Source organism: Pseudomonas shirazensis (assembly GCF_050496565.1).
GTDB lineage: Bacteria > Pseudomonadota > Gammaproteobacteria > Pseudomonadales > Pseudomonadaceae > Aquipseudomonas > Aquipseudomonas shirazensis_A.
Genome location: NZ_JBNWAE010000014.1, coordinates 1 through 15489 on the forward strand (window position 1 = coordinate 1; position 15489 = coordinate 15489).

The window sequence follows — 15489 nt, forward strand, 5'->3', positions numbered from 1 at the left end:
ATCCGGGAATCTGGGGCTGCTGCGCAGCCCAATCGCGACACAAGGCCGCTCCTACGCCGACCGCGTTCCTGTAGGAGCGGCCTTGTGTCGCGATTGGGCCGCACAGCGGCCCCAAAATATCCGCCCCAGCCACGATCCCCGGCACTTTTACCCAATCCACCGCTCATAACAATGTGCCAGTAAGCTTATGACACGCATCAGGGCGGCCACGCGTCTCCCACAATGCGAGCCAGAGCACTAGAATAGAGCCCACGCTTCCACTCAGATGCCCATATGCCCAACCCTGCCGACCCCGAAGTGCTGGCCAATCTGCCGCTGGACGACCTCATCGCCTGCCATGAGTGTGACCTGCTGCTGCGCAAGCCGCCCCTGCAGCACAATGAGAAGGCGCTGTGCCCACGTTGCGGGTACGAGCTGTATGCCCACCGTCATAACGTGGTCAATCGCAGCCTGGCGTTGGTTCTGGCAGCGCTGCTGCTTTATATACCCGCCAACTTCTTGCCAATCATGCAGTTGCACCTGCTCGGGCAGACCTCCGACGATACCGTCTGGAGCGGTGTGCTCGGCTTGTACAACTCGCAAATGCACCTGATCGCCGTGGTGGTGTTTCTCTGCAGCATGGCTATCCCCTTGCTCAAGCTGCTGTGCCAGCTGGCAGTGCTGCTGAGCATTCGCCTGGACATCGGTCGCAGCTATGGCTTGCTGATCTACCGGGTGTACCACCACCTGCGCGAGTGGGGCATGCTCGAGGTGTACTTCATGGGCGTGCTGGTGGCCATGGTCAAGCTGCTGGACCTTGCCCAACTGAACATTGGTATTGGCCTGATCTGCTTCATCAGCCTGCTGCTGGTGCAAGTCTGGCTGGAAGTGGTGATGTCGCCGCATCAGATTTGGGTAGCGTTGTCCGGGGAGGATCTGCATGCGGGCGATTGATGCCGGGATTCTGGTGTGCAACGAATGTCACGAGCTGAACCGTCAGGAAGGTGATGGCGCCGGGCAGACCTGTGTCCGCTGCGGCGCTGTAGTCCACCCACGCCGGCCCAACAGTATCGTACGCACCTGGGCGCTGCTGATCACTGCGTTCATCCTGTATATCCCAGCCAACCTGTTGCCGATCATGACAGTCAGCTCGCTGGGCAAGGGTAGCCCCGACACGATCATGTCCGGGGTCATCACGCTGATGCACCACGGCATGTTGCCTATCGCCGCTGTGGTGTTCATTGCCAGTATCCTGGTGCCGACCTTCAAGTTGGTCGGCATCGGCCTGCTGCTGTACTCGGTGCAAAGACATCAGCCGCTGTCGGCACGGCAGCGCATCTGGATGTACCGCTTTATCGAATTCATCGGGCGCTGGTCGATGCTGGACATCTTTGTCATTGCCATTCTGGTGGCAGTGGTCAATTTTGGCCGGATCGCCAGCGTCGAAGCCAATCTGGGCGCCATCGCCTTCGCCTGCGTGGTGATCCTGACGATGTTTGCTGCCTTAACTTTCGATCCCCGACTGATCTGGGATAACACGGAGTCGGATGACGACCATGAGTGACGTGCCTACGGCAAAAACCCGCCCTGCCTCGAACTGGTCGGCCATCTGGATTCTGCCGCTGATCGCGTTGATCATCGGCGGCTGGCTGGGCGTTCAGGCCTACCGTTCTGCGGGGGTGGAGATCCAGGTGCGCTTCAAGACTGGTGAAGGGATCGTCGCCAACAAGACCGAGGTGATCTACAAGGGCATGCCGGTCGGCAAGGTTACCGAGCTCGAGCTGGATGCCACCGGCAGCAACACCGGGGTGATCGCCACCATCGAGATGAACAAGGCGGCAGACACCCAGCTGACCACCGGCACGCGCTTCTGGCTGGTCAAGCCGAGCGTCACCCTGGCGGGTATCTCGGGCCTTGAGACATTGGTATCGGGTAACTACATCGCGGTAGATCCAGGCAAAGGCGAGCCGACCAAAAGCTTCAAGGCGCTGGCCTCGGCGCCGCCGCTGTCTGACTCCGAGCCCGGCCTGCACCTGACCCTCAAGGCCGATCGGCTTGGCTCGCTCAATCGCGACAGCCCGGTGTTCTACAAGCAGATCCAGGTGGGTCGGGTGAAGAGCTACAAGCTGTCCGAGGATCAGGACACCGTTGAGGTGAAAGTCTTCATCCAGCCTGCCTACGCCAGCCTGGTGCGCAAACACACGCGCTTCTGGAACGCCAGCGGCATCAGCATCGACGCCGACCTGTCCGGGGTCAAGGTGCGCAGTGAGTCGCTCAGCAGCATCGTCGCCGGCGGTATCGCCTTTGCTACCCCTGAGCACCGCAAGGACAGTCCGCCGACTGATCCAAGCCTGCCATTCCGCCTCTATGAAGACTTTGACGCAGCCCAGGCGGGTATCCGCATTAAGGTCAAACTGACTGATTTCGAAGGCTTGCAGGCTGGGCGTACGCCGGTACTGTACAAAGGCATTCAGATCGGCTCGCTGAAGACCCTGAAGATCGAAGACGACCTCGCCAGCGCCTCGGCCGAACTGACTCTGGACCCCCTGGCCGAGGATTATCTGGTCGATGGCACGCAGTTCTGGGTGGTCAAGCCGTCCATCTCTCTGGCAGGGATCACCGGCCTGGAAGCACTGGTGAAGGGTAACTACATTGCCATCCGTCCAGGTGACAAGGGCGCGCGGCCGCAGCGCGAATTCGAAGCGCGAGCCAAGGCACCACCGCTTGATCTGAAGTCGCCAGGCCTGCATATGGTGCTGTTCGCCGACAGCCTCGGCTCGCTCGAGGTCGGCAGCCCGGTGATGTATCGCCAGGTCAAAGTCGGCAACGTGCAGAGCTATCAGTTTGCCCGCAACAGCAAACGCATCCTGATCGGCGTGCACATCGAGAAGGAATACGCCAACCTGGTCAACGGCTCGACGCGCTTCTGGAATGCCAGTGGTATCACCCTGACCGGTGGCCTGTCCGGGATCAAGGTCAAGAGCGAGTCACTGCAGACTCTTATGGCGGGCGGTATTGCCTTCGATACGCCGAAGCCGGATGTGCCGCTCAAGCGTCATATCCCACGCTTCCGTCTGCACGAGAGTGAAGAGGCAGCCAACCGCGCCGGTACTCTGATCACCATCCGAGTCGAGCGCGCCGATGGCCTCAAGCCGGGCACGCCGATCCGCTTCCGCGGCCTGGAGGTGGGGAGTATCGAAAGTACCGACCTGACCGATGACCTGCAGGCCGTGCTGCTGCGTGCGCGCATCACTGAGGCGGCCGACCGCATCACCCGTGCCGGTACGCAGTTCTGGGTAGTCAAGCCAGCATTGGGTCTGGTCAAGACCGAGAATCTTGATACGTTGATCGGTGGGCAGTACATCGAGGTACAGCCTGCAGCCAGGAGCCAAGGCTCACAGCGTGACTTCATCGCCCTGGCCGAGGCGCCAGAGGTGAAGGGCCAGGAGATCGGCCTGCCGATTACCCTCAGTGCTCCGCGACGTGGCTCGATCAAGCCGGGCGTGCCGGTCACCTACCGCGAGGTGGCAGTGGGCAAGGTCACTGGCTTTGAATTGGGGCAGAACGCTGATCGCGTGCTGATCCACATTCTCATCGAACCGCGCTACGCAGGGTTGGTGCGTGGCGGCAGCCGGTTCTGGAACAGCAGCGGCTTTGGCTTCGACTGGGGCCTGTTCAAGGGCGCCACGGTACGTACCGAGTCGCTGGAGACACTGATCGACGGCGGCATTGCCTTTGCCACGCCAGAGGGCGAGCAGATGGGTAACCCGGCTCGTCCGAAGCAGACCTTTGCCTTGTTCGACAAACCTGACGACGTGTGGCTGCAGTGGGCGCCGAAGATTCAGCTGGGCAAGTAAGCAATACGGCTGCGCCGCAGAACTGCTGGGGGCGCTGCGCGCCCCTTTCCGACCGGTCCGGCGCCCCGGCAAGGCCGCTCCTACAGGGATCGCATCCAGGTTTAGATAAATCGCAGGCAATAAAAAACCGACCCTAGGGTCGGTTTTTAACAAGCGCGTCGCTTAGGCAGCTGCAGTTTCTTTCAGCGCCTTGATGTGGCCATTCAGACGGCCTTTATGGCGAGCAGCCTTGTTCTTGTGGATGATACCTTTGTCGGCCATACGGTCGAGGACAGGCACAGCCAGGGTGTAAGCGGCTTGCGCTTTTTCGGCGTCTTTTGCGTCAATGGCTTTAACTACATTCTTGATGTAGGTACGAACCATGGAACGCAGGCTGGCGTTGTGGCTGCGACGCTTCTCAGCCTGTTTTGCGCGTTTCTTGGCGGAAGGTGAGTTGGCCACCGTCGAGCTCCTTGAAAGACTTTAGGGAAATAGCAAACAAAATAGGCCGCGAATCATGCCGATGCGTACGACAGATGTCAAGGCCACCTGCAAGGTTCCGCCGAGTGGTGGGTCCGCGAGAGGGAAATATTCCTTTCTGCGCCGCGACCTGTAAACTCGGGAATTTTGGCTCCCCTGCGAAGGCGCGGGAGTATCGCACATCTTGGCGGCTTTAGTAGCGTCCTCCGTCCCCAGCGTGAAAATTTTTCGATGAACCTGCTCAAATCCCTGGCTGCAGTCAGCTCCATCACCATGATTTCACGGGTGCTGGGCTTTGTCCGCGACACCATCCTGGCGCGCGTATTCGGTGCCGGTGCGGCTACCGATGCGTTCTTCATTGCCTTCAAACTGCCCAACCTGCTGCGGCGTATCTTCGCTGAGGGCGCATTCTCGCAGGCCTTCGTGCCGATCCTGGCCGAGTACAAGACCCAGCAGGGCGAAGAGGCGACGCGCACCTTTATTGCCTACGTCAGTGGCTTGTTGACTCTGGTACTGGCCGTAGTCACCGCTATGGGCATCCTCGCCGCGCCGTGGATCGTGTGGGTCACGGCGCCGGGCTTTGCCGCCGACGCCGAGCGCTTCGCCCTGACCACCGACCTGCTGCGGGTGACCTTCCCTTATATACTGCTGATCTCGCTGTCATCGCTGGCAGGGGCGATTCTCAACACCTGGAACCGCTTTGCGGTGCCGGCGTTCACTCCGACCCTGCTCAACGTGGCGATGATCGCCTTCGCCTTGCTGCTGACACCGTACTTCGAGCAGCCGATCATGGCCCTGGCCTGGGGCGTGTTGGCGGGCGGCCTGGCGCAGCTGCTGTATCAGCTGCCGGCATTGAAGAAGATCGGCATGCTCGTGCTGCCGCGCCTGAACCTGCGCGACAGCGGTGTATGGCGGGTGCTCAAGCAGATGCTGCCGGCCATTCTCGGCGTGTCGGTCAGCCAGATCTCGCTGATCATCAACACCATCTTCGCTTCCTTCCTGGTGGCCGGCTCGGTGTCGTGGATGTACTACGCCGACCGCCTGATGGAGCTGCCCTCAGGTGTGCTCGGCGTCGCCCTCGGTACCATCCTGCTGCCGACCCTGGCCAAGACCTACGCCAACCGCGACCGCCACGAGTACTCGCGGATTCTCGACTGGGGCCTGCGACTGTGCTTCCTGCTGGTGCTGCCGTGCACCCTGGCCCTGGCGATCCTGGCCGAGCCGCTGACCGTGGCGCTGTTCCAGTACGGCAAGTTCAGCGCATTCGACGCGGCCATGACCCAGCGCGCCTTGATCGCCTACTCGGTCGGCCTGCTGGCGATCATCCTGATCAAGGTGCTTGCGCCGGGCTTCTATGCCCAGCAGAACATCCGCACGCCGGTAAAGATCGCCATCTTCACCCTGGTCTCGACCCAGTTGCTCAACCTGGTGCTGGTCGGCCCGCTGGCCCATGCCGGGCTGGCCCTGGCCATCAGCATCGGCGCCTGCCTCAACGCCGGTTTGCTGTACTGGCGCCTGCGCCGCCAGGACCTGTTCCAGCCGCAACCAGGCTGGGCGCGGTTCCTGTTCAAGCTGATCCTCGCGGTCAGCCTGATGTCGGCCGTGTTGCTGCTGGGCATGCATTACATGCCGGCGTGGGAGGAGGGCGGCATGCTCGAGCGCTTCCTGCGCCTGGGTGCCCTGATCGGTGCCGGCGTCGTGACCTATTTCGGTTGCCTGTTCGCCTGCGGCTTGCGCCCTCGGCAGTTCGCCCGCAACGCCTTGCATTAAGGTGCGGGGCGGCCAGGCGTCGGTTTTACACATTAGTCGCCACCCCAGGGCGCTGCTGCCTGTCACCAGCGCCCGGGTGTGGTTATAATCGACCACTTTATGAGCAAGAAGCGCGTTATGCAGCTGGTTCGAGGTCTTCACAACCTGCGCCCCGAGCACCGGGGGTGTGTCGCCACCATTGGCAACTTCGACGGGGTTCACCGTGGCCACCAGGCAATCCTGGCGCGCCTGCGCGACCGCGCCCGGGAGTTGGGCCTGCCCACCTGCGTGGTGATCTTCGAACCACAGCCGCGCGAGTACTTTGCCCCCGAGACTGCGCCGGCACGCCTGGCGCGGCTGCGCGACAAGGTGCAGCTGCTGGCCGCCGAAGGCATCGACCTGGTCCTGTGTCTGGCTTTCAACCAGCGCCTGAGCCAGCTCAGCGCCGATGAATTCGTCAAGACGATCGTGGTCGATGGCCTCGGCGTGCGCCACCTGGAGGTCGGTGACGACTTCCGCTTTGGCTGCGACCGTGCCGGCGACTTTGATTTTCTGGTCGAGGCCGGCAAGAAATACGGCTTTACCGTCGAGGCCGCCAACACGGTGGTGCAGGACGGCTTGCGGGTCAGCAGCACCAAGGTGCGTACCGCCCTGGCCAATGCTGACTTTGCCCTTGCCGCTCACCTGCTGGGCCGCCCGTACACCATTACCGGGCGCGTCCTGCACGGCCAGAAGCTGGCCCGCCAGCTCGGCACGCCGACCGCCAATATCCAGCTCAAGCGCCGCCGCATCCCACTCAGCGGGGTCTACCTGACCAGCGCCGAGATCGACGGCAAGCGCTGGCCGGGTGTTGCCAATATCGGGGTACGACCCACCGTCGCCGGTGATGGTCGTCCTCACCTGGAGATTCATCTTCTTGATTTTGCCGGCGACCTGTATGGCCGGCGTCTGACGGTGGAGTTCCACCAAAAGCTGCGCGAAGAGCAGCGATTCGCCTCCCTGGAGGCGCTGAAGTCGGCGATCGACGCGGACATCGCCGCCGCACGTGCCCACTGGCACGCTCAACCGCTAACCAAGAGCCTGAAATGACCGACTACAAAGCCACGCTTAATCTTCCGGACACCGCCTTCCCGATGAAGGCCGGCCTGCCCCAGCGCGAACCGCAGATCCTGCAGCGCTGGGACAGCATTGGCCTGTACCAGAAGCTTCGCGAAATTGGCAAGGATCGTCCCAAGTTCGTCCTGCACGATGGCCCGCCCTATGCCAACGGCAAGATCCACATCGGTCATGCGCTGAACAAGATTCTCAAGGACATGATTGTCCGCTCCAAGACCCTCTCCGGTTTCGACGCGCCGTACGTCCCGGGTTGGGACTGCCACGGCCTGCCGATCGAGCACAAGGTCGAGGTCACCCATGGCAAGCACCTGAGCCCGGACCAGACCCGTGAGCTGTGCCGTGCCTACGCCGCCGAGCAGATCGAAGGGCAGAAGACCGAGTTCATCCGCCTGGGTGTGCTGGGCGACTGGGACAACCCCTACAAGACCATGAACTTCGCCAACGAAGCGGGCGAAATCCGCGCGCTGGCCGAAATCGTCAAGCAAGGCTTCGTGTTCAAGGGTCTCAAGCCTGTGAACTGGTGCTTCGATTGCGGCTCGGCTCTGGCTGAAGCCGAAGTCGAATACGCCGACAAGAAGTCCTCGACCATCGACGTCGCCTTCCCGATCGCCGACGCCGACAAGCTGGCCAGCGCCTTTGGCCTGGCCGCGCTGGCCAAGCCTGCTGCCATCGTCATCTGGACCACCACGCCGTGGACCATCCCCGCCAACCAGGCGCTGAACGTCCACCCGGAGTTCACCTACGCCCTGGTCGACACCGGCGAGCGTCTGCTGGTGCTGGCCGAAGAGCTGGTCGAAGCCTGCCTCAAACGCTGGGACCTGCAAGGCTCGGTCATCGCCACCGCGCCAGGTTCGGCGCTGGAGCTGATCAACTTCCGTCACCCGTTCTACGAGCGCATGTCACCTGTCTACCTGGCTGAATACGTCGAGCTGGGCGCCGGTACCGGTGTTGTCCACTCGGCACCTGCCTACGGCGAAGACGACTTCGTGACCTGCAAACGCTACGGCATGGTCAACGACGAAATTCTCACCCCGGTGCAGAGCAACGGCGTCTACGTGCCGTCGCTCGAACTGTTCGGCGGCCAGTTCATCTGGAAGGCCAACCCAGCCATCGTCGACAAGCTGCAGGAAGTCGGTGCGCTGCTGCACACCGAAACCATCAGCCACAGCTACATGCACTGCTGGCGCCACAAGACCCCGCTGATCTACCGCGCCACCGCGCAGTGGTTCATCGGTATGGACCGCAAGCCAGCCAGCGGCGACACCCTGCGTGAGCGTGCGCTCAAGGCCATCGAAGAAACCAAGTTCGTTCCGGCCTGGGGCCAGGCGCGCCTGCACTCGATGATCGCCAACCGCCCTGACTGGTGCATCTCGCGTCAGCGCAACTGGGGTGTGCCGATCCCGTTCTTCCTCGACAAGCAGAGCGGCGAGCTGCACCCGCGCACCGTCGAGCTGATGGAAGAGGTCGCCAAGCGCGTCGAACAGGAAGGCATCGAAGCCTGGTTCAAGCTTGACGCTGCCGAACTGCTCGGTGACGAAGCCGGCCAGTACGACAAGATCACCGACACCCTCGATGTCTGGTTCGACTCCGGCACCACCCACTGGCACGTGCTGCGTGGCTCGCATGACATCGGTCACGCCACCGGCCCGCGCGCCGACCTGTACCTGGAAGGCTCCGACCAGCACCGCGGCTGGTTCCACTCGTCGCTGCTGACCGGCTGCGCGATCGACAACCATGCGCCGTACCGCGAGCTGCTCACCCACGGTTTCACCGTCGATGAGAACGGCCGCAAGATGTCCAAGTCGCTGGGTAACACCATCGAGCCGCAGAAGGTCAACGACACCCTCGGCGCCGACATCATGCGCCTGTGGGTTTCGGCCACCGACTACTCCGGTGAAATGGCCGTCTCCGACCAGATCCTGCAGCGCAGCGCCGACGCCTACCGGCGCATCCGCAATACCGCGCGTTTCCTGCTGTCGAACCTGTCCGGCTTCGATCCGGCCCGCGACCTGCTGCCGGCCGAAGACATGCTTGCGCTGGACCGCTGGGCCGTCGACCGCGCGCTGCTGCTGCAACGCGAGCTGGAAGAGCACTACAGCGAATACCGCTTCTGGAACGTTTACTCCAAGGTGCACAACTTCTGTGTGCAGGAGCTGGGTGGCTTCTACCTCGACATCATCAAGGACCGCCAGTACACCACCGGCGCCAACAGTGTTGCCCGGCGTTCGTGCCAGACCGCGCTGTACCACATCAGCGAAGCGCTGGTGCGCTGGATCGCGCCGATCCTGGCGTTCACCGCCGACGAGCTGTGGCAGTACCTGCCAGGCGAGCGCAACGAGTCGGTGATGCTCAATACCTGGTATGAAGGCCTGACCGAACTGCCAGAAGGCTTCGAGCTGGACCGCGCCTATTGGGAGCGGGTCATGGCGGTCAAGGCAGCGGTCAACAAGGAATTGGAAAACCAGCGTGCGGCCAAGGCCATCGGTGGCAACCTGCAAGCCGAAGTGACCCTGTTTGCCGAAGAAGGCCTGAGCGCTGACCTGGCCAAGCTTGGCGACGAACTGCGCTTCGTGCTGATCACCTCGGCTGCCAGCGTGGTGCCCTTCGTGCAGGCCCCGGCCGATGCCGTGGCGACCGAAGTCGAAGGCCTCAAGCTGAAAGTGGTCAAGTCCGGTCACGCCAAGTGTGGCCGTTGCTGGCACTTCCGCGCCGATGTCGGTGCCAACCCTGAGCATCCGGAAATCTGCGCACGTTGCGTCGACAACCTGAGCGGTGCGGGCGAGGTTCGTCACTATGCCTAATCCTGCAGTGGGGCGCTTCGGGCGCCTCGCCTGGCTGTGGTTGAGCCTGCTGATCGTGGTGGTTGACCAGGTGACCAAGCTGTACTTCAACAGCAACCTGAGCATGTACCAGCAGATCGTGGTCATCCCTGATTACTTCAGCTGGACCCTGGCCTACAACACCGGCGCTGCGTTCAGCTTCCTGGCTGACGGCGCCGGCTGGCAGCGCTGGCTGTTTGCCTTGATCGCGATCGTGGTCAGCGCGGTGCTGGTGGTCTGGCTCAAACGCCTGGGCCGCAACGAGACCTGGCTGGCAGTTGCCCTGGCACTGGTGCTGGGCGGCGCGCTGGGCAACCTGTACGACCGCGTGGTGCTCGGTCATGTGGTCGACTTCATCCTCGTCCACTGGAAGAACATGCACTACTTCCCAGCGTTCAACGTCGCCGACAGCGCAATTACCGTTGGCGCGATCATGCTGGCGCTGGATATGTTCAAGAGCAAGAAGTCCGAGGAGCCTGCGCATGACTGAGACCCGTATCGGCCAGAACAGCGAAGTCACTCTGCACTTCGCCCTGCACCTGGAAAACGGCGACACCGTCGACAGCACCTTCGACAAGGCTCCGGCCGTGTTCAAGGTTGGCGACGGCAACCTGCTGCCGGGTTTTGAAGCCGCGCTGTTCGGCTTCAAGGCCGGCGACAAACGCACCGTCAGCGTGCCCCCGGAAAATGCCTTCGGCCAGCCGAACCCGCAGAACGTGCAGATCATGCCGCGTTCGCAGTTCGCTGACATGGAGCTGTCCGAAGGGCTGCTGGTGATCTTCAATGATGCTGCCAACGCCGAGCTGCCTGGAGTGGTCAAAGCCTTTGACGAGCACCAGGTGACGATCGACTTCAACCACCCACTGGCTGGCAAGACCCTGAGCTTCGAGGTGGAGATCCTCGCGGTGAAGGCCCTGTAAGCCTGGAGCCGAGCATGCAAATCAAACTCGCCAACCCTCGCGGCTTTTGTGCGGGGGTCGACCGGGCGATCGAGATCGTCAACCGTGCCCTGGAAGTGTTCGGGCCACCGATCTACGTGCGTCACGAAGTGGTGCACAACAAGTTCGTGGTCGAAGACCTGCGCAACCGCGGGGCGATCTTCGTTGAAGAGCTCGACCAGGTGCCGGACGACGTGATCGTCATCTTCAGCGCCCACGGCGTCTCCCAGGCCGTGCGCCAGGAGGCCGCAGGCCGTGGCCTGAAGGTGTTCGACGCCACCTGCCCGCTGGTGACCAAGGTCCACATCGAGGTGGCCAAGTACAGCCGTGATGGCCGTGAGTGCATCCTGATCGGCCACGCTGGGCACCCGGAAGTCGAAGGCACCATGGGCCAGTACGACGCCAGCAACGGTGGCTCCATCTACCTCGTCGAAGACGAGAAGGATGTGGCCAACCTGCAGGTGCGCGACCCTGATCACCTGGCCTTCGTCACCCAGACCACCTTGTCGATGGATGACACCAGCCGGGTTATCGATGCCCTGCGCGCGCGCTTCCCGAACATCGGCGGGCCGCGCAAGGACGACATCTGCTACGCCACCCAGAACCGCCAGGACGCGGTCAAGCAATTGGCTGACGAGTGCGATGTGGTGCTGGTGGTCGGCAGCCCGAACAGCTCTAACTCCAACCGCCTGCGCGAGCTGGCCGAGCGTATGGGCACCCCGGCGTACCTGATCGACGGCGCTGAGGACTTGCAGCAAAGCTGGTTCGACGGCATTGGCCGGGTGGGTGTCACTGCCGGTGCTTCGGCACCTGAAGTGCTGGTGCGCGGCGTGCTTGAGCAGCTCACGGCCTGGGGCGCAACCGGTGCCGAAGAGCTCGACGGGCGCCCGGAGAACGTGACCTTCTCGATGCCCAAGGAACTGCGGGTGCGCTCGCTGCTCTGAGCCACTTCTCAGGGGCCTGCGCACAATGGCTCGATGGCCATGTCTGTGCGCAGGCGTACCCTGCCGCTGGGCGCCAGGACTATCTGGCGTAGTTGCCCGCCTTCTGCGTGCGGGCATATCTGCAAACTCCCGCCATGAAACCCGCCGCTACCGCGCAACGGCACGCCCTGTTCGCTGAAGCGCACACCGTCAGCCAAGTTGCCAACGATCCGTACCCGCTGCGGTAAACGTTGCTTGGTAAGCAAGCGCCCGCTATCAGCGTCCAGCACGCGCCAACCCAGCCCCCAGTCTGCTTCGAGTGGCTCGACCCGCACGGCCTGCTGCTGCAACAGGGCCTGGCTACGTGCCGAGCGAAGGTCCTGGAGCAGCTGCTGCGCCGCTGCCGCCCCTTGTAAGTCCTTACTCAGCGCGGTGTAGGAAGGCATCGCCAACTGCGCCAGAACCGCGACCAGCGCGAGCGCCAACATCATTTGTATCAGTGTTGCTCCGTGTTGCCCCACCGTGCATTCCTCCCTGGAAGTGCTTCGCTGTAGCTTCAGGCACGGCGGACATGAGGTCCAGTCGGCCACTTGGCTGGCACATCGCGGGAAATTTCCCAGGAGCGCATGGATGCGCAAAGGACAGAAAGGCATCACGCTGCTCGAGGTCGTGCTGGGCATGCTGGTGTTGGCGCTTGGCCTGTTTGCGGCAGCGGCTTTACAGGTCAAGGCATTGCAGGCTACCGCCAGCGCTCGGCAGCACAGCCAGGCGACCTTCCTTGCCCAGAGCCTGCTGGAGCAGGCGAGGACGAGCGGGTCATTGGGGGCGTTAGGAGAATGGCAGGCGCAGATCAGGCTGGCCCTTGGCGCGCAGGCCGTGGGTCGGGTGCAAAGCTCAGGGCACTTGCTGGAGGTCGTCGTCGACTGGCCCGATGGGCGTGACCCGGAGCATCAGGGTGTAAGCCTGCAGGGCTGGCCATGAACAGCAGCCAGGCGGGCTTCAGTCTGCTCGAAGGGTTGCTCGCGCTGGCCTTGGGCCTGATGCTGCTGGCTGCCGCCAGCCAGGTGTTTGTCGCCACGGTGCAAGCCTGGCGCGTGCAGGGCGCGCTGGCGCAGCAGCAAGAAGATGCTCGCCTGGCGCTGCAACGGATCGCCCAGGATATCCGCATGACCGGCGTGTTCGGCTGTTTGCGCTTGCACGTCAGCGACTTCGACTCACCCAGCGCAGCGGCCGCTTTTGCCAGGCCTGTGCAAATCAGCCAAGGCGGCGCACAACTGAGTCTGTTGGTGGGGCAGTTGCCCGGCAGCGGCAGCCGGCCTGATTGGACGGTGTTGAGTGATTGCCGCAGTTGGGCACAGGTCAGAGCCGACGCCCACGGGGGTGACGATCAGACCCTGGCCTTGCCGGTCAGCCGCATCACCTACGAGCTGCGCGATGGCAGCCTGCGGGTGATGCGCCGAGGCTCTCCGCAAGCCTTGATCGACAACGTGCGCAGCCTGCGCGCTGACTTGGTAACGAAGGCGCAGGGCCAGCGAATCGACCTGCAACTGACCCTTTTCGACCCACAGCACGATCTAGAACAGCAGTACGCCATCAGCGTAGCTCTGCGCAATCGGCTGCCAGCGCCATGAAGCGCCAAGGCGGCATGGTGCTGCTGATCGCTCTGGTACTGAGCCTGCTGCTCGGCCTGCTCGCCGCAGCCGCCCTACGCGAGGCACTGCTGCAGACGCGCATGGCCGGGCTGTTGTTGGCCAGCAGCCAGGCGCTGGAACAGGCCGAGGCGGTCTTGCTGGAGGGCGCGGCGCGGCTCGCCGTGGCGCCACCCAGCGAGTGCCAGCGCTGCTTGCCGCCAGTCGACGCCCATGAAGTAACCGCCGCTGGTGGCGACTGGCAGGCAGCTGCGCAGGGCTGGTTCAGCCTGCAGAACCTTGGCCAAAGTGACCGCGCCGCGCACCTGCCCGAGGGCACCCAGGCCACTCTCTACCGAGTGACCGCAGTCAGCCAGCAAACCCGCGCGCGGCATGTGCTTGAAGCCGTATACGCGCAGCCCGCCGGCGAGGCGCAGACTCTACAAAGAATCCTCTGGCGGCAAAGAGTGCAGGAGCCATGACATGCAGCAAGGCCTGAGCCTGATCGAGTTGTTGATTGTCGTCGCCGTGAGCGGCATTCTGGCAGCCATTGCCTACCCCGCTTACAACGAACAATTGCGCCGCGCCGCCCGCAGTGAAGTGGTCGGGCTGCTGCACGACGCTGCGTTGCGCCTGGAGCGCCACCATGCGCGGAGCGGCCAGTACAGCGACACTGACCAGCATCAATTGAGCTTGCCTGCCGACAGCCGCTATTACCGCCTGCAGCTGCAACGCGATGACGCCAGTTTTCGCCTGCAGGCACAGCGCTTGCCGACCGGCTTGATGGCGCAGGATCAGTGCGCTGACTATCAACTTGATCAGGCAGGTGTGCGCAGCAACCCAGGCAGCCAGGACGCTGCGGGTTGCTGGAGCGGTTGACGGGGTAGTTCGGTTTTTTCAGGTATTGGATCGACAGATGAACAAGCAAGTAGTGGTTGTCGGCGGTGGTGTGATCGGCCTGCTGACCGCGCTCAACCTGGCGGCAAAGGTCGAGCGGGTGGTGGTGTGCGATCAAGGCGAAGTCGGCCGCGAGTCGTCGTGGGCCGGTGGCGGCATCGTCTCGCCACTGTATCCGTGGCGCTACAGCCCTGCAGTCACGGCGTTGGCGCATTGGTCGCAGGCGTTTTATCCACAGCTGGGCGAGCGCCTGTTCGCCAGCACCGGCGTCGACCCTGAGGTGCACGTCACCGGACTGTACTGGCTCGACCTTGAAGACGAAGCCGAAGCGCTGGCGTGGGCGGAGCGTGAGCAGCGGCCGTTGACGGCTGTGGATATCTCGGCGGCCTATGACGCCGTGCCGGGCCTCGGCGCCGGCTTCACGCGGGCGATCTTCATGGCAGGGGTGGCCAATGTGCGCAATCCACGGCTGGTCAAATCGCTGAAAGCAGCGTTGACGGCACTGCCCAATGTCGAACTGCGCGAGCACTGCCAGATCACCGGCTTTGCCCAGCAAGACGGGCGCATCAGCGGTGTGCATACGGCCGATGGCCTGCTCGAAGCCGATGACGTGGTGCTCAGCGCGGGCGCCTGGAGTGGTGACCTGTTGGCCACGCTGGGGCTGACCCTGCCGGTCGAGCCGGTCAAGGGCCAGATGATCCTCTACAAGTGCCGCGAAGACTTTTTGCCGAGCATGGTTCTGGCCAAGGGCCGCTATGCGATCCCGCGGCGCGACGGGCATATCCTGATCGGCAGTACGCTGGAGCATGCCGGCTATGACAAGACCCCGACCGAGCAGGCACTGGAGAGCCTCAAGGCTTCCGCCGTTGAGCTATTGCCAGGGCTGGCTGACGCCACGCCGGTGGCGCACTGGGCCGGCCTGCGTCCAGGCTCACCCGAGGGTGTGCCGTATATCGGGCCGGTGCCGGGGCATGCCGGGCTATGGCTGAACTGCGGGCATTACCGCAACGGCCTGGTGCTGGCGCCAGCCTCGTGCCAGCTGTTTGTCGACCTGCTGACCGGCAACCCGCCGATCATCGACCCGACGCCGTATGCGCCCGAGGGCCGCTTGGCTTAAATGACAA

Annotated in this window: 16 protein-coding genes; 14 read left to right on the forward strand and 2 right to left on the reverse strand. The window is 63.2% G+C overall.

The window, feature by feature from the left end; genetic code table 11:
* Positions 1 to 273: 273 nt before the first annotated feature.
* Genes ACQZ2L_RS19055 through ACQZ2L_RS19065 form a run of 3 tightly spaced genes read left to right on the forward strand, consistent with a single transcriptional unit; the run spans position 274 to position 3836 of the window.
* Positions 274 to 933: a paraquat-inducible protein A gene (locus ACQZ2L_RS19055; RefSeq protein WP_430327384.1), complete on the forward strand. Its 660-nt coding sequence runs from the start codon at positions 274 to 276 to the stop codon at positions 931 to 933.
* Positions 920 to 1543, forward strand: coding sequence for a paraquat-inducible protein A (locus tag ACQZ2L_RS19060; RefSeq protein ID WP_430327385.1), 624 nt, complete (start codon positions 920 to 922; stop codon positions 1541 to 1543). Before ACQZ2L_RS19055 ends, ACQZ2L_RS19060 begins: the two co-directional genes overlap by 14 nt.
* A complete protein-coding gene (locus ACQZ2L_RS19065) occupies positions 1536 to 3836 on the forward strand; it encodes an MlaD family protein (protein ID WP_430327386.1) in 2301 nt (766 codons plus the stop codon). The genes ACQZ2L_RS19060 and ACQZ2L_RS19065 overlap by 8 nt, the downstream gene beginning before the upstream one ends.
* Positions 3837 to 3998: 162 nt before the next feature.
* On the opposite strand, the gene rpsT is transcribed toward ACQZ2L_RS19065, so the two are convergent.
* On the reverse strand, positions 3999 to 4277 hold the full coding sequence (gene rpsT / locus ACQZ2L_RS19070) for a 30S ribosomal protein S20 (protein WP_101316189.1): 279 nt from the start codon (positions 4275 to 4277) through the stop codon (positions 3999 to 4001).
* A 249-nt stretch (positions 4278 to 4526) separates the two neighbouring features.
* Here rpsT and murJ point away from each other — a divergent pair, with 249 nt between their 5' ends.
* The 6 genes from murJ (at position 4527) to ispH (ending at position 11861) form a co-directional block, all read left to right on the forward strand.
* Entirely contained in the window at positions 4527 to 6065 is a 1539-nt protein-coding gene (murJ, locus tag ACQZ2L_RS19075; RefSeq protein WP_430327387.1) for a murein biosynthesis integral membrane protein MurJ, read from the forward strand.
* A 117-nt stretch (positions 6066 to 6182) separates the two neighbouring features.
* Positions 6183 to 7133: a bifunctional riboflavin kinase/FAD synthetase gene (gene ribF, locus ACQZ2L_RS19080; RefSeq protein WP_103435951.1), complete on the forward strand. Its 951-nt coding sequence runs from the start codon at positions 6183 to 6185 to the stop codon at positions 7131 to 7133.
* Positions 7130 to 9961, forward strand: coding sequence for an isoleucine--tRNA ligase (ileS, locus tag ACQZ2L_RS19085; protein WP_430327388.1), 2832 nt, complete (start codon positions 7130 to 7132; stop codon positions 9959 to 9961). Before ribF ends, ileS begins: the two co-directional genes overlap by 4 nt.
* On the forward strand, positions 9954 to 10469 hold the full coding sequence (gene lspA / locus ACQZ2L_RS19090; protein ID WP_314878247.1) for a signal peptidase II: 516 nt from the start codon (positions 9954 to 9956) through the stop codon (positions 10467 to 10469). Before ileS ends, lspA begins: the two co-directional genes overlap by 8 nt.
* Complete coding sequence (fkpB, locus tag ACQZ2L_RS19095) at positions 10462 to 10899, forward strand: FKBP-type peptidyl-prolyl cis-trans isomerase (RefSeq protein ID WP_103435954.1); 438 nt, start codon at positions 10462 to 10464, stop codon at positions 10897 to 10899. The genes lspA and fkpB overlap by 8 nt, the downstream gene beginning before the upstream one ends.
* A gap of 14 nt (positions 10900 to 10913) precedes the next feature.
* Positions 10914 to 11861 carry a 4-hydroxy-3-methylbut-2-enyl diphosphate reductase gene (gene ispH, locus ACQZ2L_RS19100; RefSeq protein WP_101316204.1) on the forward strand — a complete coding sequence of 316 codons (948 nt, stop codon included), beginning with the start codon at positions 10914 to 10916 and terminating at the stop codon, positions 11859 to 11861.
* 8 nt (positions 11862 to 11869) lie between these two features.
* Here the strand turns inward: ispH and ACQZ2L_RS19105 are convergent, their stop codons facing one another.
* Complete coding sequence (locus ACQZ2L_RS19105; RefSeq protein ID WP_430327389.1) at positions 11870 to 12331, reverse strand: GspH/FimT family protein; 462 nt, start codon at positions 12329 to 12331, stop codon at positions 11870 to 11872.
* A gap of 139 nt (positions 12332 to 12470) precedes the next feature.
* On the opposite strand from ACQZ2L_RS19105, the gene ACQZ2L_RS19110 reads away from it, so the two are divergent.
* From ACQZ2L_RS19110 to thiO, 5 genes are read left to right on the forward strand one after another with little or no spacing between them, the layout of a single operon-like run.
* Entirely contained in the window at positions 12471 to 12821 is a 351-nt protein-coding gene (locus ACQZ2L_RS19110; RefSeq protein WP_430327390.1) for a type IV pilus modification PilV family protein, read from the forward strand.
* The gene (locus ACQZ2L_RS19115; RefSeq protein WP_430327391.1) at positions 12818 to 13471 is read left to right on the forward strand and encodes a PilW family protein; all 654 of its coding nucleotides are present in this window, start codon (positions 12818 to 12820) and stop codon (positions 13469 to 13471) included. Before ACQZ2L_RS19110 ends, ACQZ2L_RS19115 begins: the two co-directional genes overlap by 4 nt.
* Positions 13468 to 13950 (forward strand): hypothetical protein, encoded by a 483-nt coding sequence (locus ACQZ2L_RS19120; protein WP_430327392.1) that lies wholly within the window; start codon positions 13468 to 13470, stop codon positions 13948 to 13950. Before ACQZ2L_RS19115 ends, ACQZ2L_RS19120 begins: the two co-directional genes overlap by 4 nt.
* A 1-nt stretch (position 13951) precedes the next feature.
* Positions 13952 to 14347 carry a type IV pilin protein gene (locus tag ACQZ2L_RS19125; RefSeq protein ID WP_101316213.1) on the forward strand — a complete coding sequence of 132 codons (396 nt, stop codon included), beginning with the start codon at positions 13952 to 13954 and terminating at the stop codon, positions 14345 to 14347.
* Between the two features lie 37 nt (positions 14348 to 14384).
* Positions 14385 to 15482, forward strand: a complete 1098-nt coding sequence (thiO, locus tag ACQZ2L_RS19130; RefSeq protein ID WP_430327393.1) for a glycine oxidase ThiO — start codon at positions 14385 to 14387, stop codon at positions 15480 to 15482.
* Positions 15483 to 15489 lie beyond the last annotated feature (7 nt).